The following is a 25,615-nucleotide window of genomic DNA, read 5'->3' on the forward strand; positions in this document are numbered from 1 at the left end:
AGTCTTCTACTTCATTTTTTCTACATCCTCCTGCCCTGGGCGCTTCGTTTTGACTCTTTTTATTAAGTTATGTGACGAAAAGTTATTAAATACAAAAAATTTGATTTTTAGATATTTTTGTTAACGTTCCGTGACAAAAAATAGTTGGTTAATCGGTATGCTCGATCTAAATTACTCTGTAAATCAACATACAAAAACCTAAGAAATAGAAATATGCTTTCTTCCAGGAACCGCAATTACTAGCAGACAATTTAAGTGCTAATTTGTAGATATTTCCGGAAATAGCTTAAAACGTATGGTATTATGAAATAACAATTAATTACACGTTTCATGACCAGATATGTCACACCGCGAGAAGCGATGCAGATCCTCCAAGTCTCAGAAAAAACGCTTAGAGACTGGGACAAAGCCGGAAGAATTACCACTATTAGAACTCCTGCGGGACATAGAAGATACGACATTGACTCTATCCTCTCTCCTCAATCAACCAAACAACGAAAGACAGTTCTTTATTGCAGAGTCAGTTCTCATAAGCAACGAGATGACCTCAAAAGACTTGCAGATTATCTCCAATCCCTCTTCCCAAAAGGCGAGGTCATCAAAGAAATCGGGTCAGGACTCAACTACACTCGAATTGGTTTACAAGCCCTTTTGGGACAGATTTTGTCTGGAGATGTCGAACAAGTTGTATGCAGCTATAAAGACAGATTGGCAAGATTCGGAATTGAGGTCATTGACTACATCTGCACCTACAACAATACAAAACTCGTGGTTCTCAACCGCATTGATTTGTCTCCTGAACGAGAGTTCGTTGAGGACATCTTGGCAATTATCCACGTCTTCAGTTCCAAACTTTACGGACTCAGAAAGTACAAGCAAAAAATCAAAGAAGATCCGGATTTACCCGGAAGCTAACCTGAGAAGTGTTTACAGGAAATGGCTTTCGGCTTGTCGATGGTGTTACAATGCAGCAATTGCTTACCAAAGAGATTGTTTTGTAAAAGGAGAAAAACAACCTAGTAAATTTCACCTACGAGAAATCATTTTAAAATCTTGCCCTGATTGGGTGTCAGAATGCCCATATTCTCCAAGAGAAGAATCGGTTTTTGATGCTAAAATAGCTTTCTCTAAAACTAAGGACAAAACGAATCCTAGATTTAGATCGTGTAGAGAGCCTGTAAAAAGTTTACGAATCAGTGCTAAATATTGGGGTGCATTTTATTCTGGCAAAGGCAAAGATAAGCAAATTGCAGGGTTTACTCATTATGCAAGTAGCAAAGCGGTTGTAAATGGTGAAAGCATTGCTATTAAAAGCTTGCAGATAAATCCATCAGAGCCTTTATGTGAGGAAATGCCCTCGGAATTTACTATCTTGCTTGATAAAGGTAAGTGGTTTATCTGTTTTGCAATCCCACTAGAAATTCAACCCAATAGCTTAAGTAACTGCATTAGTTTAGATCCAGGGGTCAGGACTTTTTTGACAGGGTTTGACGGGGATCATTTATTAGAGATAGGTAATGGTTCTATTTCTAGAATAGCCGTGCTGTGTCAAAGATTAGACAGACTACAATCTCAAATCGCAAAAGCCAAAGGTAGGGCTAACAAAAGGTTGAGGTGGAAACTAAGAAGACAGTCAGAGGTGTTAAGAACTAGGATTAGAAACCTTACTAACGAGATTCATAACAAAGCTTCAGTCTTCTTAACCAAAAACTACAAACACATTTTCTTGCCAACCTTTGAAACATCTCAAATGGTTGTTAAAAAGAAACGTAAGCTAACCTCTAAAACAGCTAGAAATATGCTGACGTGGTCGCACTATAGGTTTAAGCAGACTCTCAAGTTTCATGCCTTAAAAAGGAATTGCGTTGTGCATGATGTTACAGAAGAATACACAAGCAAGACTTGTTCAAAGTGCGGACACGTTCATGAAAAATTAGGCGGAAACAAAAAATTCAAGTGTCCTAATTGTAATCATGAAATTTCAAGAGACTGGAACGGTGCAATTAATATTTTTATCAAGTCTATTAATGATTTGGTAAATGCTTCAGCTACGGTTGAAGCTGGGGAGGATATACCCCAATACGCAGTAGAATTTAGTACTAGTTACTAGATTCTACCGGGTTAAATGATATCCGTGTTTCTGATGACAAGTATCTGACATTTAATTGAGTTGCTCTATTGATTTCATTATTTCTCAAAAATTGGTAAAGTAACATACAATTTAAAAATACGCTTTACTGTAGATGTGAGAGGAAAATTATGAGCCGTCCTATAATACTTGGTATTGTTGGCGACAGTGCCGCTGGTAAGACAACATTGACTAAGGGGATTGCTCAAGTTCTTGGCCCAGAGAATGTCACGGTTATCTGTACGGATGATTATCATAAATACGATCGCAAACAGCGTGCTGAAATTGGTATTACTGCAATACATCGTGACTGCAATTATCTGGATATTATGCAGCAGCACTTGTCACAACTACGGATTGGGCTGCCAATTCTCAAGCCTGTTTACAGTCACACAACGGGAACTTTTGAACCCCCTGTATATATTAAGCCAAACAAGTTTGTCATCATTGAAGGATTGTTAGGTTATTCCACTCGTATTGCTCGTGAAAGTTATGATGTAAAAGTTTACCTTGCACCTCCCGAATCTCTGCGTGCTACATGGAAAGTGAAGCGAGATACTCAGAAGCGAGGTTATACGGAAGAACAAGTTCTGGAAGAACTCAAAAAACGCGAACCAGATTCAGAAGAGTTTATTCGTCCGCAGCGGCAATGGTCTGATATCGTAGTGAGTTTCTATCCACCGAATGATGATTTGGAGCAAGCTAATGGGCATTTAAATGTTCGTCTGGTACTCCGTCCTACCATTCCACACCCGGATTTTACCCAAATTATCAATTACGGTAATGGCATGGAATCTGCAATCCGCTTGGGATTGGATAGGGATATGGGCAAACCTGTGGATGTTTTGGAAGTTGATGGTCATGCCACTCTAGAGCAGGTGAATAAGCTCGAACAGATTCTTTGTTCTGATATGCCGCACCTAAAGAACATATGCGATCGCGAAGGTAACCCGGAATTGGGCAAAGTCGCAAGTACGACAGGAGAAACCATTCAAAGTTACCCGCTCGCTATCACGCAATTATTGATTACCTATCATATGCTGAAAGCTACGCAAATTTACTCATAACAGTGACCAGTGACCGGTGACCAGTGACCAGTAATATCGAGGCACAGGCAAATATTAAATAATTTGTCAAAAAAGAATTAGTTTCAAAGTTGACAGGGGATTTCCAGGAATAAGTTAATGTATCATTCTTATCTCCCATCCTCTTGTATGACTTATAGCCTTAGAATTGCTGATATGCCCATGACCGAACGTCCGCGCGAGCGATTGTTGACATACGGTCCCAAAGTTTTGGCTACAGCCGAGTTGATAGCAATTCTGCTAGGAACCGGTCAAGGAGCCGGAAAACTTTCTGCTGTGGGTTTAGGACAGTACATTTTGAACGAACTGGGAAAACACCAGCGAGAGGATGAACCTTTAACTGTTTTGCGAGATGTCAGCGCCGCAGAGTTAATGCAAATCCATGGGATAAAAGCTGCGAAAGCTGCAACCATTGTAGCAGCAATTGAATTGGGTAAACGAGCATTCCTATCTCGTCCTGGAGAAAAGACCATCATCGATAGCCCAGCAGTTGCGGCTGCAGCCCTCAGTCAAGACTTAATGTGGCAAAATCAGGAGAGGTTTGCTGTTGTTCTGTTGGATGTGAAAAACCGCTTGCTAGGAACGCAAGTGATTACAATTGGCACCGCAACCGAAACCCTAGCACCGCCTAGGGAAATTTTTCGGGAAACGATTAGGCAAGGCGCAACCCGGCTGATCGTAGCCCACAATCACCCATCTGGAAATCTTGAACCCAGTCAGGCGGATATTGAGTTAACCCGTCAGTTACTAGTTGGGGCAAACTTATTGGGCGTTCCTTTACTCGACCATTTGATTTTGGGTGATGGGACTCACCAAAGTTTACGGGAGATCACAACTTTGTGGGAGGAGTGTCCGCAGGGAGATTAAACAATAAATGATGATGGACAATGCGAGCGCGAAAACTCAATAAAAATGCTAATATTTTAGCAGATAAGAGATGAACTAGTTACAAGAAAGATTTTGGCAAAAAACAACATTCCGAACGTTTGCGCGTGCCGTTTTTGCTAAAGGTCTAATCTTTAGATGGGCATAAGACTATGGTGCGATTAAAGTTATGGCAGTGGGTTGTCTTGGCAACACCGATCGCAGCGATCGTTGGTTTCTTACTGGTAGCAGCAGGGTTGCAAATTCATCAGTGGAGCATTAACTGGATCTGGGCTGTATTTATCCTTGTATTTGTTGCTTGGCGTTGGTTGTTGGTGAAATGGACTCAACCATTGGTTAGTCAAGTAGAAGCTGTAGTGGCGGAGGTTAGCAAAGAACTGGAATCTACTACAGGCGATACATCAGGGCGAACAGTGGGAACTGATGCTGCAAATCTTGCAGAAGTCGCCTTACAGGAGATATTGAAAGCTTCACAAAACGATCGCCCAATCTGGGAAGACTGGTCAACTTTTTGGCACCGCTGTCAGGAGCTTGTTGTGGCGATCGCTCAGATCTACAACCCAGAAGAAAAGTATCCCTTGTTGAACATTTACGTTCCCCAAGCTTATGGTCTCATTCGGGGAACAGTAGATGACTTGGATCGGTGGATGCAGAATTTATCCCCTGTTCTCAATCAAGTCACGGTTGGGCAAGCATACCAAGCATACGAGATGTACCGCAAGTTAGAGCCTTCTGCTCGTAAACTTTTGCGAGCGTGGAATTGGGCGCAGTGGCTGTTAAATCCAGCAGCAGCAGTGGCTAAAGTTGTGAGTCAGCGTTCCGGTAGCCAAGCGACTCAGCAACTGTTGGTGAATTTGAGCCAGCTTTTGAGAGAAGCTGCTTTGAGAAACTTGTGTCAGCAAGCGATGGCTCTCTACAGTAGCACGACATTACCCGTCTCAGCACCTTCTGTTTCCACACCCAGTTTACCCAAGGTCAACACTCAAACTCTGCGAGATATCCTAGCTCAAGCAGAACCGACAGAAGCAGTGGAGCAAAAACCCGTTAACATTCTACTGGTAGGGCGAACGGGTTCTGGCAAAAGCAGCCTGATTAACACCCTCTTTCAAACAGATTTAGCCGCAGTAGATGTTTTGCCCAGTACAGATCGGATTCAAAATTACCACTGGCAAAGCCAGACAGGAGAAACACTCACACTTTGGGATACCCCTGGTTACGAGCAAGTCAACCGTAAAGATTTACGAGAAATTGTACTAGATTATACTAACAACGTTGATTTGCTACTATTAGCCACTCCTGCTCTCGATCCCGCGTTACAAATGGATGTGGATTTTCTGAGAGACTTAAAGGCAGACATGGCAAATTTACCTGCGATCGCAGTTGTGACTCAAGTAGATCGTCTGCGTCCCATTCGAGAGTGGGAACCTCCTTATGATTGGGAATGGGGGAATCGCCCAAAGGAGATAGCGATTCGGGAAGCAACAGAGTATCGCACTCAACTTTTGGGAGACTTCTGCAATCTAGTTTTGCCCGTCGTAACTGGTGACAGCAAAACATCTCGCATTCCATGGGGAATAGACGTATTATCCTTAGGGTTAATAAATGCGATCGCACCAGCCAAGCAACTCCGTCTGGCTCGCTTTTTACGCGATCGAGAAGCCCGCACCACGGCGGCTGCCAAAATCATCGATCGCTACACTTTTCAAATGGCAACAACTCAGGGACTTGCAGCATTTTTGAAAAGCCCAGTTTTGCAATTCATTTCTACAATATCAACAGGCTCACCAGCTCTCGCAAATTTACTAGCAGCACAAATTCCAGTGGAACAGTTGCCAATTGTGATTGGCAAACTTCAGATGGCTTATGAGCTTTTCTCACTCTTAGGTACGGGCAATTCCAACAAATTTGACCTTTTATCACTTTGGTCATTGCTGCTAGAAAATACTGCCTCTCCCGATCGCAATGCTTGGGCATTTGGTCACGCTTTAGTAGAGTATTGGACACAAAATTTGTCAATTGAACAGTTGCGAGAGCGGTTTGAGTCCTATTTGTCACAGTGACAAAGACTAGATTTTCAGACTTTTCTAAAATGATGTTAATCCACGCCACATACTACAAGTTGGGAAACCCGCCCAACGCAGTGGTCCCCTTTGAAAAGGAGGGTGGGGCGAGCCAGTTAAATGTAGTACTAATGGCTTCTTTCTAATACATTTCGTAAGTATTATTATTGATCCTGACGTGACCGGGGTCAATGACCCTTTTACGTGGGGACCGCAGAACGGAAACTGCTGGGAGAATTTAATCTCTACTCGAAAGACATAGCTTAGCTACATCGCGCTATCAGGGTACGTGGATTCGAGAAAAACCGGAAAATGTAATTGCTATTGGGGAGAGATAGTTGTTATAGTACGGCATAAGTGATTTTCATTTGCACCTATTGACTAACATATTCATTTATTGTTTTTATATGGGAGCAAAGCTCTGGAAAAAAATGTTCATATTACTCTGGTAGAGTCTTCTAATATCACAAAGATTGGAGTTGGCGAAGCGACTTTCAGTAGCATCAAGTCATTCTTCAATTTTCTTGACTTGCAAGAGCGTGAATGGATGTCAAAGTGCAATGCCACTTATAAGATGGCGATTAAGTTTGTTAATTGGAATGCACAGACAAGACACTTCTACCATCCTTTTGAAAGATATGACGCTGTAGATGGGTTCATCCTTGGGGAGATATAGGGGCAACTATTGCCAGTGGTTCCTTCCGTACCTCAGGTATGCTAGTGATTCCTTGCAGTATGAGTACTGTGGCAAAGATTGCAGGGGGTCTCAGTTCAGACCTGCTTGAACGCGCAGCAGATGTGCAGCTTAAGGAGGGGCGTAAGCTAGTAGTAGTACCACGCGAAACGCCCTTAAGTCTGATTCACCTACGCAATTTGATAGCTTTAGCAGAGGCTGGTGCTCATATTGTCCCAGCAATTCCCGCTTGGTATCATCAGCCGCAGACTATTGAAGACCTGGTGGACTTTGTCGTGGCACGTGCCATAGACCAGTTTGAAATTGATAACTCCTTAATTCAGCGCTGGCGGGAACGCTCTGAAAGTTGAGTTTAAGGTAAGGATTTTGCTTTATGTTCTCCTGACTTAAGGTTTCAAAGTTTATGTGAGAAATTCCAGCCTGTTGTAGCATCTGTTTCATTTCTGAACTACCAGCTTCTGACTGACAAACAAGCAGCATCAAAGCGTGACGAGGTAAAGATGAAATCTGTGTCAAGAGTTGCAGCGAGGGCTTAATATCAACGCCAATCACTTCCTGTTCGGGAGTAGCTATTTTAGTAACTTCCCATAAATGTCGCGCCGTTGTGATGACAAGGTTAGCAGCCAACAGCTCTTTCAAGGCTTTTGGCTGACTAGTCTTTAAGTCTTCCAAATGGAGTTTCGATAAAGAAAGTTTTATTTCTGATTGAATGGCTTCATACACATCTGCACTATGTTGCAAGCATTCTACAAAAACTAACTTTAAAGGTGGTACTTGATGCCGATTCAATCTTACGGCTTGTGCGTAGGCAGCTGCACCAAATTCAGATGGAGATAATTCAATTATTGTCGCAGCACTAAAGGCTTCACCTAGCAGATTGTAAAATGGCTTATAAGTAATAATGTTCTGTACAGCTTGGGTGTGAGCGACAAAAGTTCCTTTACCTCTAGAGGCTACCAAATAACCAGATTCAATCAGATAATTATAGACTGTAGCAATGGTGTTGTGGTTTACTCCTAAATGTTTGGCTAATTGAGTAACAGTTGGCAAAGCATCACCCGGTTGCAGTTCTCCTATAGAGATTAGTAATTTAATCTGTTCAGCAATTTGAGCATTAATCGTTATCGGTGCTTGAGTATCAACAGTAATTGGCAACGAAATCGGATGAGGCATTACCATATGAATATGTAGAATTTAGTCATAATATCCTCTTATAAAAGAGTTGCTTATTCTTCCTTCATTAGGTGAATTACCAAATACAATTAGGTAGACACTAAGGGAAAGAAAAATGAAACAACTAAGATGCTATCAACACCTGAAAAAATTATCTAACTTGATAATAAGCGGGAAAGAGTAAGATTTGATTTTCAATGGCAGTCGGATTTACCGACCTGTTACACTCTATATTATCTCACGAAATTTCCAAATTCTTCCTACACATTTCTCTTCTAAGTATTGAGGCAGTGAATGTCGCTCAAACATTCGACCATCCCTTAATTTAATAGTGTCATAAATCTCTAATACCGTAGGTTGTGTGTAAATTTCTTCAACGTTGTTAAGAAAGCTTTTAGTGTCTTCAACCAGTAAAGATGCCAATTCTAATGCCTGCTCCTCATCTTGTGAAACTATAATGTGTTGAGGAAGACACCACATCTCTATAAACTTTCGATTCAGGCTCACCATCCTTCTGTTACTATCGACTACAAGAATGCCAGCAGGAGTCGGAATTTTACCTTGACTCAAGAGGCTTATTTTACCTTGATAGGACTTACGCGTTGACAGAAATTTTATTGTGTGCATATAGCCTTACTTGATTTGCCCAACAGAAGCTAAGCATGAATGAGCTAACCTTGCTGTATTCTTAATAGGTGTAAGGAAAATCAACTTATCGAGACTTTACAACAGCAGATCAACGAGGCACAAGCCACTTACAAGCAGATGCGTGAAATCCGCCCGACAGATTTGCAAGCAGCTCAAGCTGAGGTCGATAGTGCGATCGCTGCTCTAAAAAAAGCGAAGGCAGATCTTGCTTTAGCCTATGTACGCTCGCCCATCGCAGGTCAGATTTTAAAAATTTATGCTCAACCTGGAGAAATTGTTGGAGAGAAGGGAATCGCCGCTATTGGTCAAACAAATCAGATGTTTGTAGCCGCAGAGGTCTATGAAACTGACATTAACAGAGTACGGAGCGGACAACGAGCTACTGTTACCAGTTCTGCTTTTGCCGACGAATTAAAGGGAACCGTAACTAAGATGGTTCTTGCGTAATTAGCGTGCTAAATTATTTGAAAAATCAGCTTGAAATCTTTACGGGGCTTTTATTACAGCCATTATTGACTGCAATCAACGTATTCGGGTTGAAATGCGCGACTATAAGTGCTTGTAAGCCTTGATTTTAAAGGAAAGTTATCGACTATAATTATAAATTAGCACGCGCTTTGTACGAAAGAACCCATTTTTCTCTGTATAGATCGGCAGCCTGAAGGTATTTAGGGCAGTTGAAAACGGAATCTTAAAAAGAAGGCGTTGCAATTAGCGGGGCGTGAGCCAAATAACAGGGGTGGTGCGAGGGTAACTGCTCCTTAACTGCTCCTATTTCTCCACAGGCTGCTAAGGAGTCATTTATTTTCTGACGACTTACTTAGTGTACCTGTACTGTGCAGTACTTGCTTAACCAGATATAAACTTATGTAAAGTATCTACTCATATTTAGTTGATTTACGGAAAGAATATATCAAAATGATTAAGTTTTCTCATAATTACGGTGTGGGGAGAAGTGGTACTTAGCGTTCCAAAGACCCTCAATAACTGCTTTGACAGGAAAAATGAGAATGTTTTACAAAACTTCTTAATATCAAGAAAGAATGACAAACAGAGTATTAAGAAGTTGGCAGCTTTAACGAAATAAAGTCAACAATAACTTTAATTGAAGCTAGAGACTTGCTGACCTATGCAGCCAATTCGTACTTTTAACGTATCTCCATCACTACCGCAGCGACTTGAGCCGCTACGGAAGTTAGCGTATAACCTCCATTGGGATTGGAACGTTGAGACCAAAGACTTATTTCGTCGCTTAGATCCCGATTTATGGGAATCTAGCCGTCACAATCCTGTTTTGATGCTCGGTACAATCAGCCAAGCGAGATTGATGGAAGTTGTGGAAGATGAAGGCTTCCTAGCGCAAATGGATCGAGCTGCGCGTCAGTTGGAAGATTATTTTCACGAACGCACTTGGTATCACAAGAATAGGGATAAGGGACTGGGAACTGGGGACAAGGAACAGAGCCATCCTCCCAATCCCCAACCCAAAGAATGCTACGCCTATTTTTCTGCTGAATTCGGACTGGTGGATTGTTTGCCCATCTACTCTGGAGGTTTGGGAGTTCTAGCCGGGGATCACCTCAAATCAGCCAGCGATTTGGGTTTACCTTTGGTTGGTGTAGGTTTGCTTTACCAGCAAGGCTATTTTGCTCAATATCTCAATGCTGATGGTTGGCAGCAGGAACGCTACCCCATCAACGACTTCTACAATATGCCTTTGCAACTGGAACGCAATCCTGATGGTTCTGAACTGCGAATTGGGGTAGACTATCCAGGGCGAAAGGTATATGCCCGTGTTTGGCGCGTACAAGTAGGAACAGTGCCTTTGTATATGCTAGACACTAACATTGAGCCAAATAACCCTTACGATCATGACATCACAGACCAACTCTACGGTGGCGATATTGATATGCGTATCCACCAAGAGATGATTTTGGGGATCGGTGGTGTCCAAATGCTGAAAGCGCTTGGATATGATGTTACCGCTTACCATATGAATGAAGGTCATGCGGCTTTCTCAGCATTAGAGCGTATCCGCATCCTCATTCAAGAACAAGGGCTGAATTATGTTGAAGCCAAACAAGTAGTGGCTTCTAGTAACATTTTTACCACTCACACACCAGTACCTGCAGGAATTGACCTGTTTCCCCCAGATAAAGTTTTGCATTACCTGGGATACTACGCAGATATTTTTGGTTTGAATAAAGACCAATTTTTAGCGTTAGGACGGGAAAACACGGGTGATTTGTCTGCGCCGTTTAGTATGGCGGTGCTGGCTCTGAAAATGGCAACATTTTCTAACGGTGTCGCACAATTACACGGGGTTGTGTCGCGACAAATGTTCAAAGGTTTGTGGCAGAACGTACCAGCTGAGGAAGTCCCCATCGCAGCAATCACAAACGGCGTGCATGCCCGAAGCTGTGTTGCTAAATCTACTCAAGAGTTATACGATCGCTACTTAGGACCGAGCTGGTCATCAGCACCAACCGATCACCCTTTGTGGGAACGCATGGACTCGATCCCCGATGAGGAGTTGTGGCGCAATCACGAACGCTGTCGCCTGGACATGATTATGTACGTGCGGGAACGTTTGGTGAAACATTTACAAGATCGTGGGGCTTCTCCTCTAGAAATTGCCCAAGCACAAGAAGTTCTTGACCCGAAAGTTCTCACTATTGGTTTTGCCCGCCGCTTTGCCACCTACAAACGTGCTACCCTGTGGATGCGTGATATTGACCGGATTAAGAGAATTTTATTGGGCAATAAAGACCGCAAAGTGCAGTTTGTCTTTGCTGGTAAGGCACACCCCAAAGATATTCCTGGTAAAGAACTTATCCGCGAAATCAATCGCTTTATTCACGAACAAAATTTGGAAAAGCAAGTTGTGTTTGTTCCCAACTACGACATTCACATAGCCAGATTGATGGTGGCTGGTTGTGATGTGTGGTTAAATAATCCACGCCGCCCACGGGAAGCTTCTGGTACAAGCGGTATGAAGGCATCAATGAATGGGTTACCGAATTTAAGCGTGCTGGATGGTTGGTGGGATGAAGCTGACTACGTCCGCACTGGTTGGGCAATTGGACATGGGGAACTGTATGACGATCCCAATTACCAGGATCAAATTGAGGCAAACGCTTTTTATGATATTTTGGAAAAGGAAGTCGTGCCTTTGTTCTATGACCGGGATGTGGATGGCTTACCCCGTCGCTGGGTTGATAAAATGAAGGATGCCATTCGATTGAACTGCCCATTCTTCAACACGGCGCGGATGGTGGGAGAGTATGCTTTGCGGGCTTATTTCCCGGCGAGCGATCGCAGCCACACTTTGACCACTGATAACTATGCCCCAGCTAAGGAATTAGCTGCTTGGAAAGAAAATTTAACTGCACACTGGTACAGTATAAAAATCAAGGATATCAACATATCTTCTGGTGCTGAGATTGAGGTTAACCAGACTGTTAGCGTTAAAGCTAGAGTTGATTTGGCAACTTTAACAGAAAAAGATGTGCAATTGGAACTTTACCAAGGTGCGATAGATGCTAATGGCGAGATTGTCAACGGTATACCTGTGGTGATGGATTACCAAGGGGAAGATAAGGATGGATTAAGTATTTACACGGCTGATGTTGTGTACGTAACATCTGGTTTGCAGGGCTTGTCTTTGCGCGTGTTACCTAAGCACAAATATTTATCTAGTCCTTATGAACCACGGTTGATTGTTTGGGCGCAGTAGGAGAATTTTGGATTTTAGATTTTGGATTTTAAATTGCTAATCCAAAATCTAAAATCTAAAATCTAAAATTCTATTGGGGATGACAATGTAACCAGTGGTGCGATCGCCCAGTACTTGGTTGCGTTGTTCTCCCCAATACCACCAGTAAGCTGCGACGTAAGCACAGATGAGGCTATCGAGTTTGTCTTCTGTTTCTTTGAGGGCTGCGCCTAGCGTGGGAATTTTTGGCATGAATGAACCGCAGAGTCGCAGAGGACACAGAGGCGGATGGAGGGATATTAACTAGTTGATGCTTTGCTAATATTTACTCACTTTCCTTAAGGTCTGCTAACATGAGTGGTATGGCATACATACCACTCAGACTCATGGGTCGAATTTTTGGGATTGCACCCAAATACTTTAAGGAAGTACGCGGATGAAGGCAAAATCAAAAGCATCAAAAACTCAGCAGGGCAAAGACTTTACGACGTTGAATCCTACACCCGTGGCGATACAACTAGAACTACCATTGTTTGCTACTGTCGAGTCTGTTCCTCAAAGCAGCGCGACGACCTTGATAGACAAGTCGTGTATATGCAATCCCTCTACCCAACAGCAGAAATTATCAGAGACATTGGGTCAGGTATCAACTTTAAGCGCAAAGGTTTGCAATCCTTATTGGAACGCCTTATGCGTGGAGATAAGCTCACACTTGTCGTTGCCTGTCGTGACCGACTCGCGAGGTTTGGATTCGAGCTTTTTCAATTCATGGTCGAGCAAAACGGTGGACAAATCGTGGTTCTCGACAAAACTGTACACTGTCCTAGAATGTCCCCAGAAAAAGGGGGAACCTTCAAGCCCCTTGTTTAAACGAGGGGTAGTGCAGGATATCAGTAATCAGGTTCCCCCTTTTTCTACGTGTAAGACTCCTGACCCGAATCAGAACTTACACAGGATTTACTCTCAATCCTTCACGTCTTCAGTTGCCGAATGCATGGACTTAGAAAATACTCCAAAAAAATCAAGGAAGATTTATCTAAAGCTAACACCGGAACAGAAGATACTGATTAGACAATGGTTTGGTGTTAGCCGTTTCGTTTTCAATCAAACTCTTGAATTGTTAAGGGATGGAGTTATTAAAGCCAATTGGAAAGCGATTAAGGGAAGTATTCTTAACAGCTTGCCCGATTGGTGTAAAGATACTCCCTACCAAATCAAATCAATAGCTATCAAAGATGCTTGTAAAGCGGTTAGCAACGCTAAACTTAAGTACAAACAATCTGGGGTCTTTTATAATTTCAAATTTAAATCTAGAAAAGACCCAAAACAATCGTGTTATATTCCCAAATCAGCTGTATCAGAAAAAGGGATTTACCACACAATATTAGGTGAAGTTAAGTTTACCGAAACTTTGCCTAAAAATTTTGGTGATTGTCGTTTAGTATGCGTTTATAGCGATTACTACCTGACAATTCCAACAAATAGTCTACAACTAGAAACCGAGAACCAAGGACGTGTTGTAGCTTTAGATCCAGGCATTAGAAAATTTTTCACTTTTTTCTCCGAATCGTCATTTGGCTGGTTAGGCAAGAATGCTAACATGAAAATTCAAAAACTTTGCTTTAAGTTAGATGAATTATGTAGCGCTATTTCTAAGTCAACTGGACAATTAAAAAGAAGATTGAAGAAAGCCGCTAACAGGATAAGAGCCAAGATTAAAAACTTAGTTGATGAACTTCACAAAAAGACGGCTAAGTTCTTGGTTGATAATTTTGATGTCATTCTACTTCCAACTTTTGAAACATCACAGATGTCAAAAAAAGGAAAGCGTAGAATCAGGTCAAAGTCTGTACGTCAGATGTTAACACTTTCTCACTATCAGTTTAAGCAATTCATCAAGCATAAAGCTTTTGAACATAACAAAGTAGTGTTAGATGTGAATGAAGCGTACACATCAAAAACAGTTAGCTGGACTGGTGAAATAGTAAAAATTGGCGGATCTAAAATCATTAAATCCCCATCCACGGGTAAAACTATGGATAGAGATTTAAATGGTGCGCGAGGGATTTTCCTTCGTGCATTGGTTGATACGCCCTGGCTAAGAGAGAATCTTAGCTTGAGTATTTGTTAACGTGTGTTGGGAATCGTTAGCGAAAATGTATCGGAAGGTAGGATGTTTGTAAAAGCAAAGGCAATCCCCACATGGTCTGGATCGTAGCGTTTTATTTTTAGTCCTGACTATGCTTTATGGGGTTAAAGAATCACAATATGCGCGACTAAATATTAACTAATATTAACTAACGCGGTATAATGTCATCAAGTTTAAGCTGTATATTTGGAAAAAGGAAAGAATTTATATTTTCGCCTAAACGATATTGTTGTTGCTGATATGTATCGCCAATTAACTGACAAACCGTAAAAGTGGGTTGTTTTGGTTTACCAATAAATTGCAAACCTCCTAAACCTAAAAAGTCTACAATCCAGTATTCTTGAATATTTAGAAATGCATATTCTTCTACTTTTCGAGCATAATCGTCTTGCCAATTAGTGCTTACTACTTCGACAACATGTTTGATGGTGCTACCATTGCAAATAATCGGCTCTTTTTGCCATAAAGGTTCAAACCTGAGTTGTTCGTTATCCAAAACTATTATGTCTGGACGCAGTGCTGTTGCTTGGGCCGCAGGTGGCTTGATTAAGCAACTTTTTGGTACTATCCAATCTAATGAGGCTTTTAGGATTTCAACAAAAACTCGACCTGCAATATTACCCGAAACAGTTTCGTGCGGGCCTGTTGGTTCCATGTCGCGCAATTCTCCATCAATAAGTTCGTAGCGGGGATTATCGCCGTATTCAGCGACAAATTCCTCGAAAGTAAGCAGTTTTGGTGGGGTATAAGTCATAATATTATCTAATCATCAAAGTCAAAACTATGGGGTAATTCATGCAGTTTGTTCAGCAGTTTGCGTTTTCACAATAAGGCGTTGCTTAACTGCTCGATCAAGTTGATGTAATTCTTCTGCTTCAAGCTCTTGAAGTTGGCTGATAATTTTCTGAAGGATTGCTTGAGTCATAAACTTTTCTTTTTACAATTGTGAATTTTTTAATTCTAATCATTTTAATATAGCATTCCGCTCCAGAGCAATGGTATTCTCTTTGGTAAGAAGGCAAGTTGTCAACATCAGAAATCTGCCATCAACCTTGCCTTGCGGAGAAAGAATTGCAGCACAGTTTCTTCGCGTCAGCGAAAAAAGGATTTGACGGCTGATAACTATGCCTTAGCGAAGGAACTAGCTGCTTGGAAAGAAATTCTCTTGGGGATGACAATGTAACCAGTGGTGCGATCGCCTAGTACTTGGTTGCGTTGTTCTCCCCAATACCACCAGTAAGCTGCGACGTAGGCACATATAAGGCTATCTAGTTTGTCTTCTGCTTCTTTGAGGGCTGCGCCTGTTGTGGGAATTTCTGAAAGAAATGAACCGCAGAGTCGCAGAGGACACAGAGGAGGATAGAGAGAGGGTAAAATTTCTATGATGTAATTATAGAGTTTGGTAAGTTCTGCGCGGCGCTCGTTGAGGCGTCCTTTTTTGTATTTGAGGATGCGTTCTAAGCTGAAGAGATGCACGATGGCTGGATGGGGGAATACTTCGATTTGGTATTTGCCTGGTTTTTGTGGTTCAATGGTTGGGGCATGGGCAAAACCACGAGCTTCTAGTTCTAGTCCAAAGTTTACTGTTCGCTCTGCAAAGGGTAAGTTAAGATTAGCTGGGTAGCATCCTGCATGATATTTGCCAAAGTATTTGTGGGTGAGTTTATCGGGTAAACGGCTTCCGGTAATGTTGGGGATCAAGGTTGGTGCGTCTACGGCAATGATGGTGGGTTCTTCTGGTTTGAGGCAAGTGTCAATCCAAGTGAGAATGTCTGTAATGAGTTCTTTTCGATCTAAGTCTATTATTTTTAGTTTTTCGTCTGTCAGTTCTAGATAGCATAACCCACTTGGTTGAGATTTCCAGCCTAAGTCGATTCCGAGAAATTTCATTTTTGTCAATCCGAAGATCCCCTTATTGTCGCATTTTTAGCCAGTTCCTGACAGAAAATTTGGCCAGACGAATTGAAAATTGATTTCCTTGAAGCCTTGGCTGAACTTGAAGATAATGAGTGTCACAGAACTAGGAATGTTCCTAAAATAAGACTTCATAAAATAAAAGGTATTAAACAAGCAATCTATCGTGCTGACATAGATAAAATATAAAGCTTTAAATACGGTAGATGAAGATGGAACTAAGATGTTAGGCTATAGGAGAGCCATGTATGTTCTGAAAGCCAAAACGTAAGATGTGGTTCTGTGTCAGATGAGGCAAAAAATCGAAATCACTGTACGCAGGCTGCGTTCTTATTGTTGAGAAAGAGCCATCGCTTTTTATCGTCAACTCTACACTCACAAAGTAGCAACTACCCTGGTGTAAAGTACACTTGTCAAAACCGTTTCAGCACGACTTGAGTTGTGTTGAGACTGATATCAATATGCGTGTAGAACTGATTTTAGCGCTTCTTCATTACAGTTCTTTACAAAATTTCACGAATGTTTTATGCAGCCATTAACACGTCAAACAAAGGTTGTCGCCACCGTCAGTCTTGCTAGTTCGCTCCAGACAATTGCGGGTATGATAAAAGCTGGGATGAACGTAGCTTGTCTCAATTTATCTCATGGAAGTTATGACGATCTTGCTCAAACAATTGCTCAGATTCGCTCGATAGCAGAGGAACTGGACACTCCCATAACTTTATTGCAAGAACTGCAAAAACCGCAGTTATCTTCTCTAACCGACAAAGATACTCAAGATTTAGAATTTGGTTTATCTCAGGAAGTTGATTATATTGCTCTAAGTTTTGTAAGTAGTGCTGAGGATGTTCGGGTTTTAAAGAACTTACTACAGCAAAAAGGTGCAGCTGATACACCTGTCGTTGCTAAAATTGAAAAACATGATGCGATCGCCAACCTAGAAGAGATACTGGATGAATGCGATGCAGTGATGATAGCACCGAGTGATTTGGGTGTAGGGATGAGTCAAGAGAAACTTCTTCTGCTACAAAAACGCATTATCGGACTGTGTAACCATAAAGGAATTCCTGTCATTAGCGCAATACAGATGCCAGAAAGCACGATCCATAATGCCCATTCGATTCGTGCAGAAACTAGTGACATTGCCAACGCCATTATAGATGGTACTGATGCAATACTGCTCTCAAGTGAATCAGAGGTAGGAGAGGTTTCTGTCGAAAGCGTACAAAGATTAGTGAAAATTGCAACAGAAACAGAAGCAGAGATAGAATTTCTGAACAATCCGCCTGCAAAAACGGATGTCACTCATGCGCTAAGTATGGGACTCAATGCGATTTGCAAAGTGCTACCCCCGCGCTACATTGCCACGTTTACAAGTAGCGGTTACACAGCCCGGTTAGCAGCTGGAGAACGTCCTAAAGTACCCATTCTTGCGCTTACACCTAACCCCAAAGTTTACCGCAGTTTAAACCTCATTTGGGGCGTGCAACCAGTTTTGCTAAACCGCGAAGTTGAGACTTTTGAAGAATTGACAGCACAAGTTGAGGAAATTTTGCGCGATCGCAGTTGGGTTGAACCAGGCGACAAAGTTCTCATTATGGCTGGTATTCCTACCAAGCGTTCACAAGGAACAAATTTTCTCAAAATTCATACAATTGCAGTGAGCACCTGACCAGTGACCAGCGATCCCTATTATGATTCACTATAATTGACCAGCTTTCAGTTCTTCGAGTTCATCAGGATGAATAGCCAAATAATTAGCGATCCAATTACAACCGCTCTTCCATAAACTCTCGAAATCAAATTCCAGTTTTGTCCTAACTAGGAGAAGTAAGCATCTTACCTTCAGTGCTGAGAACTACGCTAGTGACTCCACTACTAGACCGAGTAAAAATTTTGATAACGGTTTAATTAATAGTATATTAAAATACAGTGTTTACCAAATAAGACTGACAATGACGGATAAAAATCCACCAACTGCATATGATTCTCCTTGGAAAGATATCCTACAAATATACTTTGAAGAATTTATTTTATTTTTCTTGCCCAATGAGTATATACATATTGATTGGACAAAACCAATTGAATTCTTAGACAAAGAATTAGAGGAAGTTGTTAAAGACGCTGAGATTGGACGCCGTTTTGCTGATAAATTGGTAAAAATATATTTGACTAACGGCTCAGAAGAATGGGTACTTATTCATATTGAGGTACAGGCTCAAGAAGATTCAGATTTTGCAGAAAGAATGTATGTTTATAGCTCTCGTATTTATAGTAAATATAAAAAGAAAGTAGTTTCAATCGCCGTTTTGGGTGATGATAATCCTAATTGGAAACCATCACAATTCGGTTATAGTTTATTTGGGTATAGATTAAATGTAGAATATCCTGTTATCAAATTATTAGATGATCAACAACAGCAATCCCAATTATCGGCAAGTAATAATCCATTTGCTATGGTAGTCTTGGCACACTTAGCTGCACTTAATACCCGTAGTGATAGAACATTACGCAAACAAGAAAAGCTAGCTTTAGTACAGCGATTGTACTCCATGGAGTTTGAGGAACAAGATATTCTCAATTTGTTTGCTTTCTTAGATTGGATGTTGACGCTACCATTAGATTTAGAAGCAGAGTTTAGACAAGAAGTTAAACAACTGGAGGTAAGACAGGCAATGAAGTACGTTACTTCTGTTGAACGCAGCGGTATTGAAACAGGTAAAAAAGAACACGCCTTATCGTTAATAGTACGGCTACTCAATCGCCGTGTAGGTAATGTTGATGACACAATAGTTAACCGTCTACGTGGGTTATCAGTTGAAGAGTTGGATACATTAGGTGAGGCATTACTAGATTTTACTTCGATGGCTGATTTAACTAATTGGTTGGAGCAACAGTAGTTTCATAGTAGTAAATTTGCGTGGCATAAATCTTTTTTTGTAATTATAGAACGTTTGGTACAGTTTTTTGAGAATGTTGCTAAGCTTTTCCCCTCTCCCTTTGGGAGAGGGAAATAAATGGGACAGAGAAATATATGAGAGCGGGTAGAGGGTAGGTAACTGTCACTTAATTACTACCCACATTTACTCAATGCTAGCCTTTTTGAAGAGGTTCGTTTACCTCGTTAACATGAGGGTCAAACTAGATTCTGAACAAACCTTAATATTTCTTAACGGATGTCACGTTGACTTTCAGAGGGCGATTGATTTATAGTTACCTCTTAACTAAGACTAGCGAGAAACGCTTTGCAGATTTTGGGTCAAACCAAGTACTCGCAAACACGTCTTTGCATACAAGTCAAGGTTTTATAGCAATACGAATGTAAGCATTGGTATTGTAGACATTTACCCAATCTAACAGGTTCTACTGGCGACAGCTTGGTGAACACCGGGAATCAAGAGATTCTCAAAGCTTCAGCACAGGCACGGGAGTATAACCCCTGTCAGTTTGTGAAGGTGTGAATCCTTCAGGGGAGGAGGAGTTGACCGCTATTCCTCCGGTTTGACCAGATTTATCCACTTGTGGGTAAGTTTGGGTAGACATTTGCGAGCGGTATTGAATTTTGACTCCCTTCTCCCTAAGGGAGAAGGGTTGGGGATGAGGGTAATTCATTGATTGAGGATTCTCCTACAGTCCTACCATAGGAATGTAACCTGGTAGCTGCTTGACTCGTTCTATCCAACTCAGAACGTGTTGATAAGGTTCAAGTGAAATTTTGCCATCAGGTGCTAGAGCAACATAGGGGAAAACTGCTATATCTGCAATCGTCGGGCGATCGCATTCCAACCATTGGCGTTCTGCGCTCCGCTCAGTAGCGAAGCGATCGCTCAAATGTTGATTCAGCTGTGTGAGAATAAATTCTGCTTTTTGGTTTGCCCAGTCAATATTGACATAAGTAGCATTGAACAGGTAGTACCGACGAGCGAATTCCGGTCCCTGACGGATTTCACCTGCGGCTGTTGACAGCCAACGCACAACTCGACTAAGTGCTACAGCATCAAGTGGTAACCATTGTTCGCCACCATACTGGCGAGCTAAGTACACCAGTATTGCTTGAGCATCTGCAAGCGTAGTATCTCCATCTACAAGAACGGGAACTTGACCAAAGGGATTGATGGCAAGAAATTCAGAAGACTTGTGTTCTCCCTTCATCAAATCAACTTTAATCCATTCATACTCAATGTTTAAAAGCGATAGCAAAAGCCTTGGTTTGTAGCTGTTACCAGATAATTCGTGACCGTAAAGCTTAATCATGAGTTGATCCTTTTTTGTACCAATCGTTCGGTCTATGATTAATGTACCAATCGTTCGGTATAATGTCAAGAGGTCAATTTTTTATTCCCACATAAATGGCAAAAGACACTTACATTCCCTGTTTGCTGCAATTATTTCGACAATATGGCTACGATGGCGCAACCCTGTCCAAAATTTCTCAAGCAACAGGGCTGGGGAAAGCCAGCCTTTACCATCACTTCCCTGGGGGTAAAGATGAAATGATGACGGCTGTGTTAGATTTTCTCAATAGCTGGTTTGAGCAACACATCTTAAAGGCACTTCATTCAGAAGGAGATGCACTGACTCGATTGTGTAGGATGTGCGATCGCGTCCTGGAGCTATATGAAGGTGGGAAACAACCCTGCTTGACAGCCATAATATTGATGGGGTCATCACGAGATGTGTTTCATGTCAAGGTGCAAACAGTCTTGCGTGCGTGGATTGATGCGATCGCAAATGTTTTGATAGAAGCAGGATTAAAAGAATCTCTGGCAAAAGAACGAGCGGAAAATGCCCTCATAGCGATTCAAGGAGCTTTAATTGTGGCTCATGGGTTAGACGATCTAACTCCCTTTGAGCGTGTTGTAAAACAATTACCGCAGGAACTTTGCTCTTAAGTTGTGGTACGTTCGCCCTATTTCTTTCCTCTTAGGGCATTGATTCCTCTTCGACGCTAAAAATCAGCGAACGTACAGTTTTTACTATTTTTTCAACTTATTTTAAGCTTTGGAGTGATTTTGCATAGACATCAGTAATAGGAACAGCGTGTTAACGGCTCCAATTCCTCCAGAATGTCAATAAACCATCGCTAGTCGGCGGCGGTGCTCATTGATTATAGCGAGATCGCTTATTTTACTAAGTATAGTGTTGTTGCAAGAGCGATTGCAGCTTACTCCAATCGTTCCAATAGTCTAAAATTCTTTGCTTTGATGCTCAGTTTGTAGAAGTTAACCTTCATGACTGTTTAAATTATTGGGTAGTTCACATTGCCAATCCAAAATCTAAAATCTAAAATCTAAAATTCTATTGGGGATGATAATGTAACCTGTAGTGCGATCGCCTAGTGCTAGGTTGCGTTGTTCTCCCCAATACCACCAGTAAGCTGCGACGTAGGCACATATAAGGCTATCTAGTTTGTCTTCTGCTTCTTTGAGGGCTGCGCCTGTTGTGGGAATTTCTGAAAGAAATGAACCGCAGAGTCGCAGAGGACACAGAGGAGGATGGAGAGAGGGGAAAATTTTGGTGATGTAATTATGGAGTTTGGTGAGTTCTGCGCGGCGCTCGTTGAGGCGTCCTTTTTTGTATTTGAGGATGCGTTCTAAGCCGAAGAGATGGACGATTGCTGGATGGGGAAATACTTCGATTTGATATCTTCCTGGTTTTTGTGGTTCTATAGTTGGAGCGTGGTTAAAACCACAGGCTTCTAGTTCTAGTCCAAAGTTTACTGTTCGCTCTGCAAAGGGTAGGCTAAGATTTGCTGGGTAGCATCCTGTAATCATCTAAAATACTCCAAAAGCTTGTTTTGTTGGTACTTTTTAACCCTTTTTCAACTGCTTTAGCGCAGTATTTACAAGCTACGGAAGATTCTAGAACATTAATTGTGCTGACTTACTTAGCTATATTTGTGTAGTTGATTTCTTTGTATTGTGTGTTATGGGAATGTGACGAAAAATCAATACATTCCCAAATTCATCAAAAAAGAACAAGAATTAACAAGCTTTAACCTGTTCTGAAATGACTAACTCCGGTTGAGTCACTAATACAGGACGACGGAAGATAGCAACAATCGCCTGTAAAGTGAAAACAACCATTGCCAACGCTCCCAAGCTAAAAATAATATCGCCAGGTATCCGTAGCCACACCGTCCATTGCATCCAGGGACTACCAATTATCTCCGCACTCCGAGCATACCAAGTGCCACGCTCTACAGATGCCATCAATTGATAAAACCCGTTGGGAATCATACCAAAGACGAGCATGATGACTAAACCGCTATTAATTGTCCAAAAGGCAAAGTTTAGTAATTTTTCATTCCAATCGCGTTCGGGTACGAGTTCGCGCAGGGCAAACAACATTAATGCTAATGCTAGAGAACCGTAAACGCCAAATAGTGCAGAGTGAGCGTGAATTGGTGTTGTATTCAAACCTTGAGAGTAATAGAGAAAGATTGGTGGGTTAATCAAAAATCCAAAAACTCCAGCCCCAACTAGATTCCAAAAACAGGTAGCAATAAAAAAGCGCAACGGCAAGCGATAAAATCCTTCTGCTGCTTGAGACATTTTTAGAGTTTTGACAACTTCAAACCCAATTAGAGTTAGAGGGACTACTTCTAAAGCTGATGCAACCGATCCCATTGCGGTGATGAAGACAGGAGTACCCGCAAAATAAAGATGGTGAAGCGTACCGATAACACCACTACCTAGATATAAAATTGTGGTCAGGTAAGTAGCGCGAAGTGCTGAGGATTTCTTCAGAAAGCCTAACTCACTGCATAAGTAAGCGATCGCAACTGTGGCAAATACTTCAAAGAAGCCTTCCACCCACAAGTGTACCACCCACCAACGCCAATACTCGGCTACGCTCAAAGGCGTGCGATTGGTGTACATTAATCCTGCTGCATAAAACAAAGGAATGGTGATGGCACTGTAAAGGAAGAAATGGTTCAAACCTGTATAACTACCTTCCTCGTGCAAAGCAGGCTTGAGGGCGCGATACATCAACCACAGCCAGAAGACCATGCCACCAATCAGTAGCAACTGCCAAACTCTACCTAATTCAACATATTCATAGCCCTGGTGTCCCCATAAGAAACTGTGCTTGCCTAAAAGTCCTTGTACTCCAGCCCAAGAACCGACTAGAGAACCAACTACAACCACAGTTAAAGCAACCAGTAACCCAGCATTACCAAGGGCTTGACGCTTGGGTTCGTGCTTGCCAAACCGAGGGGCAAAGTAAAGCCCAGCCGCTAGCCAACAAGTAGCAATCCAAAATACTGCTAATTGCAAGTGCCAGGTACGAGAAGCAGCATAAGGTAAAAACTTCTGGAGAGGAATGCCGTAAAATCCATCTCCTTCTACAGCATAGTGAGCAGTCACCATACCCATACCAATTTGCACTAAAAATAGTGCCATTGCCACGCCAAAAAATAGTGAAGTGATTTTCTGGCTGAGAGTTGGTATGGGAATTGCAGGGCGAGTCTTTATTTCTGAAATAACCTCATCATCTGCTTGCGTTAGATAGACTAATAGGAATAGAGCGATCGCACCAATCAAAACTACAACCGATACAATCGACCACACTACAAATTGCCCTGGTGCAGTATTGCCAATTAAGTCATCATGAGGCCAATTTGCTGTATAGGAAAATGGTGCATTCGGACGATTTGCTGCTGCTGCCCAAGCTGTCCAGGCAAAAAAGGCTGTGACGTTACGAATTTGGGTATTATCTTTAAACCAACCATCAGGGATAGAGTGAATTCGAGAGCCATGAGCGAGTAATTTCTGGTAGTCCTGAAACACTTGCTGCAATCCTCTAGTTTGGGCATCAGTTAACAGAAGCTCGTGAGTTTGAGGATCGTAGCGATTCGTTTTGAACTGCTCGCTTACTTTTGCTTGTAGGCTCGCCCGTTCTGGCAGAGGCAGCGCTGCTAAATCTGCTTGAGAAAATTCTGGATTGCTATTTTCTACTACTCCAGCAGTTGCTAATCCCCAACGATGCAAAAAATCAGCCGTCCAATCGGGTGCTAGATAGCTACCATGACCCCAGATACTACCAATATGCTGACCGCCGCGAGCTAGATAAGTTTCTTGCCCAGCTTGGATTTGGGCTGCACTGATGATGGTTTCTTGTTGGGGCGATCGCCATACGGCGGGTACGGGCGGTGCATTTTTCCAAATTGCTGCCCCAGCACTTAATAATACAGTAAAAGTAATAACGCAAATTAGCACCAGCCACGCAGGTAAATTCATCATGCGTGTTTTTGCTGCGTTAGCGTAGCTTGACGAAGTTTTCGCAATACTCACAGTTGGATTAGCCATAACCGGAATTGTCCCTTTCAATCGAAAGCTGTGTATTACAGCCGCAAAGCTTCATTAGCTAGCCAAATCTCGCTAGCTATGACTTGAAGTTAGGAGAAGAATTTGAGGAACTTGTGAGTTAAGTGCAAAAAATCACACCAACTTGCACGAAACTTCGATTAGGTATAGACTGATAACCGCTAAATCATGACATATAGCTTATTTATTTCTAATCGATTTTTACTCATTAATTTTGGTTCTTCAGTACTTGTTATGCTAAACTAACAAGTACTGAAGAGCCGTATATTTTATCAATATATCTAAATATAGAAATAGATAGATAAAGGAATGATAATCATAAAAAGGGATGAAACTTAAAGGATAAAGTGGCTCTACCTCTACTAAAATTGGTATCAATACTAGGCGATCGATAACACATCAGTTATTTGATCGGCGAACGCTAGCTCCTGATGCCATAAAAAACTTTTCAAAAGCGGTGGATGGCTTGACACAAGGAGCAGATGCAGAGCAGCCATTACTGTTGTTAGTTGACTGCGATCGCTCAAATCGTCGTTAGCCTTTTGTAAAGCTGACTCTGCTTTTTGGCGTTGTGCAATTTGATTTCGTAGTTCAATGTTTACTGCTTCAAGTTGTGCCGGACTAGGTAAAGCAAGTGCTTTAGGCATTAACAGCACCATTTCAGATGCTGTATAAAGTGATACTATAGCAGTGAAAGCTTTTATAGACCCTGACAGCCAATAGGTTGGATGCCAAAGCGTCCAAATCTCCATTAGATGAGAAGTTCATCTTCGTCTACGATCGCCTGAGTGATTCTCCCTGAATCTACATCAGTTCATCTTTGTCTACGATCGC

The 25,615-nt window shown here is 41.8% G+C and carries 22 protein-coding genes and 4 pseudogenes; 15 read left to right on the top strand and 11 right to left on the bottom strand.

Annotated elements, in window-relative coordinates; translation table 11 throughout:
- The first annotated feature begins 330 nt into the window (after positions 1-330).
- The 7 genes and pseudogenes from WA1_RS44120 to WA1_RS54140 all read left to right on the top strand — a co-directional run.
- A complete protein-coding gene (locus WA1_RS44120) occupies positions 331-915 on the top strand; it encodes an IS607 family transposase (RefSeq protein WP_017744721.1) in 585 nt (194 codons plus the stop codon).
- Entirely contained in the window at positions 812-2,110 is a 1,299-nt protein-coding gene (locus tag WA1_RS44125) for an RNA-guided endonuclease InsQ/TnpB family protein (protein ID WP_419183604.1), read from the top strand. Before WA1_RS44120 ends, WA1_RS44125 begins: the two co-directional genes overlap by 104 nt.
- A gap of 149 nt (positions 2,111-2,259) precedes the next feature.
- Entirely contained in the window at positions 2,260-3,195 is a 936-nt protein-coding gene (locus WA1_RS44130; RefSeq protein ID WP_017744723.1) for a phosphoribulokinase, read from the top strand.
- Positions 3,196-3,342: 147 nt separating this feature from the next.
- Positions 3,343-4,080 carry a RadC family protein gene (radC, locus tag WA1_RS44135; RefSeq protein WP_026134804.1) on the top strand — a complete coding sequence of 246 codons (738 nt, stop codon included), beginning with the start codon at positions 3,343-3,345 and terminating at the stop codon, positions 4,078-4,080.
- A gap of 170 nt (positions 4,081-4,250) precedes the next feature.
- Positions 4,251-6,158 carry a GTPase family protein gene (locus WA1_RS44140; RefSeq protein WP_017744725.1) on the top strand — a complete coding sequence of 636 codons (1,908 nt, stop codon included), beginning with the start codon at positions 4,251-4,253 and terminating at the stop codon, positions 6,156-6,158.
- A gap of 397 nt (positions 6,159-6,555) precedes the next feature.
- Positions 6,556-6,834 carry a tryptophan 7-halogenase gene (locus WA1_RS44145; protein WP_017744726.1) on the top strand — a complete coding sequence of 93 codons (279 nt, stop codon included), beginning with the start codon at positions 6,556-6,558 and terminating at the stop codon, positions 6,832-6,834.
- Positions 6,816-7,202 (top strand): annotated as a pseudogene (locus tag WA1_RS54140) (UbiX family flavin prenyltransferase); the annotation flags it as partial. The gene WA1_RS44145 and the pseudogene WA1_RS54140, both read left to right, overlap by 19 nt.
- On the opposite strand, the gene WA1_RS44150 reads toward WA1_RS54140, so the two are convergent.
- Positions 7,102-8,025 carry a GntR family transcriptional regulator gene (locus WA1_RS44150; RefSeq protein ID WP_017744727.1) on the bottom strand — a complete coding sequence of 308 codons (924 nt, stop codon included), beginning with the start codon at positions 8,023-8,025 and terminating at the stop codon, positions 7,102-7,104. The pseudogene WA1_RS54140 and the gene WA1_RS44150 overlap by 101 nt on opposite strands.
- Before the next feature lie 228 nt (positions 8,026-8,253).
- Positions 8,254-8,595 (bottom strand): hypothetical protein, encoded by a 342-nt coding sequence (locus tag WA1_RS44155; RefSeq protein WP_158516776.1) that lies wholly within the window; start codon positions 8,593-8,595, stop codon positions 8,254-8,256.
- 144 nt (positions 8,596-8,739) lie between these two features.
- Here WA1_RS44155 and WA1_RS44160 point away from each other — a divergent pair, with 144 nt between their 5' ends.
- Positions 8,740-9,120 (top strand): efflux RND transporter periplasmic adaptor subunit, encoded by a 381-nt coding sequence (locus WA1_RS44160; protein ID WP_272819470.1) that lies wholly within the window; start codon positions 8,740-8,742, stop codon positions 9,118-9,120.
- A 682-nt stretch (positions 9,121-9,802) separates the two neighbouring features.
- A complete protein-coding gene (gene glgP, locus WA1_RS44165) occupies positions 9,803-12,409 on the top strand; it encodes an alpha-glucan family phosphorylase (RefSeq protein ID WP_017744730.1) in 2,607 nt (868 codons plus the stop codon).
- Between the two features lie 48 nt (positions 12,410-12,457).
- Here glgP and WA1_RS44170 read toward each other — a convergent pair.
- Positions 12,458-12,691: pseudogene (locus tag WA1_RS44170) on the bottom strand (DUF429 domain-containing protein); the annotation flags it as partial.
- 96 nt (positions 12,692-12,787) lie between these two features.
- Between WA1_RS44170 and WA1_RS44175 the strand changes: the two are divergent.
- The 3 genes and pseudogenes from WA1_RS44175 to WA1_RS44180 all read left to right on the top strand — a co-directional run bounded on the left by WA1_RS44175 (position 12,788) and on the right by WA1_RS44180 (position 14,519).
- The gene (locus tag WA1_RS44175; RefSeq protein ID WP_272819355.1) at positions 12,788-13,258 is read left to right on the top strand and encodes an IS607 family transposase; all 471 of its coding nucleotides are present in this window, start codon (positions 12,788-12,790) and stop codon (positions 13,256-13,258) included.
- Between the two features lie 63 nt (positions 13,259-13,321).
- Positions 13,322-13,459: pseudogene (locus WA1_RS60940) on the top strand (IS607 family transposase); the annotation flags it as partial.
- A complete protein-coding gene (locus WA1_RS44180; protein ID WP_336389856.1) occupies positions 13,455-14,519 on the top strand; it encodes a transposase in 1,065 nt (354 codons plus the stop codon). The pseudogene WA1_RS60940 and the gene WA1_RS44180, both read left to right, overlap by 5 nt.
- Before the next feature lie 166 nt (positions 14,520-14,685).
- Here WA1_RS44180 and WA1_RS44185 read toward each other — a convergent pair whose 3' ends face one another.
- From WA1_RS44185 to WA1_RS44190, 3 genes are all read right to left on the bottom strand, one after another.
- The gene (locus WA1_RS44185) at positions 14,686-15,291 is read right to left on the bottom strand and encodes a Uma2 family endonuclease (protein WP_017744734.1); all 606 of its coding nucleotides are present in this window, start codon (positions 15,289-15,291) and stop codon (positions 14,686-14,688) included.
- A 39-nt stretch (positions 15,292-15,330) separates the two neighbouring features.
- The gene (locus WA1_RS60945) at positions 15,331-15,462 is read right to left on the bottom strand and encodes a hypothetical protein (RefSeq protein ID WP_017744735.1); all 132 of its coding nucleotides are present in this window, start codon (positions 15,460-15,462) and stop codon (positions 15,331-15,333) included.
- Positions 15,463-15,659: 197 nt separating this feature from the next.
- The gene (locus tag WA1_RS44190; protein ID WP_017744736.1) at positions 15,660-16,427 is read right to left on the bottom strand and encodes a DUF429 domain-containing protein; all 768 of its coding nucleotides are present in this window, start codon (positions 16,425-16,427) and stop codon (positions 15,660-15,662) included.
- A gap of 550 nt (positions 16,428-16,977) precedes the next feature.
- Here WA1_RS44190 and WA1_RS44195 point away from each other — a divergent pair.
- Together WA1_RS44195 and WA1_RS44200 are read left to right on the top strand one after the other, a co-directional pair.
- On the top strand, positions 16,978-18,123 hold the full coding sequence (locus WA1_RS44195; protein ID WP_017744737.1) for a pyruvate kinase: 1,146 nt from the start codon (positions 16,978-16,980) through the stop codon (positions 18,121-18,123).
- Positions 18,124-18,406: 283 nt separating this feature from the next.
- Positions 18,407-19,351, top strand: a complete 945-nt coding sequence (locus WA1_RS44200) for a DUF4351 domain-containing protein (RefSeq protein ID WP_017744738.1) — start codon at positions 18,407-18,409, stop codon at positions 19,349-19,351.
- Positions 19,352-19,856: 505 nt separating this feature from the next.
- On the opposite strand, the gene WA1_RS44205 is transcribed toward WA1_RS44200, so the two are convergent.
- Positions 19,857-20,063 carry a hypothetical protein gene (locus tag WA1_RS44205; protein ID WP_017744739.1) on the bottom strand — a complete coding sequence of 69 codons (207 nt, stop codon included), beginning with the start codon at positions 20,061-20,063 and terminating at the stop codon, positions 19,857-19,859.
- A gap of 15 nt (positions 20,064-20,078) precedes the next feature.
- Positions 20,079-20,705 (bottom strand): glutathione S-transferase family protein, encoded by a 627-nt coding sequence (locus WA1_RS44210; protein ID WP_017744740.1) that lies wholly within the window; start codon positions 20,703-20,705, stop codon positions 20,079-20,081.
- A gap of 95 nt (positions 20,706-20,800) precedes the next feature.
- Here WA1_RS44210 and WA1_RS44215 point away from each other — a divergent pair, with 95 nt between their 5' ends.
- Positions 20,801-21,343 (top strand): TetR/AcrR family transcriptional regulator, encoded by a 543-nt coding sequence (locus WA1_RS44215; RefSeq protein ID WP_017744741.1) that lies wholly within the window; start codon positions 20,801-20,803, stop codon positions 21,341-21,343.
- A 384-nt stretch (positions 21,344-21,727) separates the two neighbouring features.
- On the opposite strand, the pseudogene WA1_RS44220 reads toward WA1_RS44215, so the two are convergent.
- The 3 genes and pseudogenes from WA1_RS44220 to WA1_RS44230 all read right to left on the bottom strand — a co-directional run.
- Positions 21,728-22,216 (bottom strand): annotated as a pseudogene (locus WA1_RS44220) (DUF429 domain-containing protein); the annotation flags it as partial.
- A 219-nt stretch (positions 22,217-22,435) separates the two neighbouring features.
- Entirely contained in the window at positions 22,436-24,763 is a 2,328-nt protein-coding gene (locus WA1_RS44225) for a nitric-oxide reductase large subunit (protein ID WP_017744743.1), read from the bottom strand.
- Between the two features lie 398 nt (positions 24,764-25,161).
- Positions 25,162-25,533 (bottom strand): hypothetical protein, encoded by a 372-nt coding sequence (locus tag WA1_RS44230; RefSeq protein WP_017744744.1) that lies wholly within the window; start codon positions 25,531-25,533, stop codon positions 25,162-25,164.
- Positions 25,534-25,615 lie beyond the last annotated feature (82 nt).

Source organism: Scytonema hofmannii PCC 7110, from assembly GCF_000346485.2.
GTDB lineage: Bacteria > Cyanobacteriota > Cyanobacteriia > Cyanobacteriales > Nostocaceae > Scytonema > Scytonema hofmannii.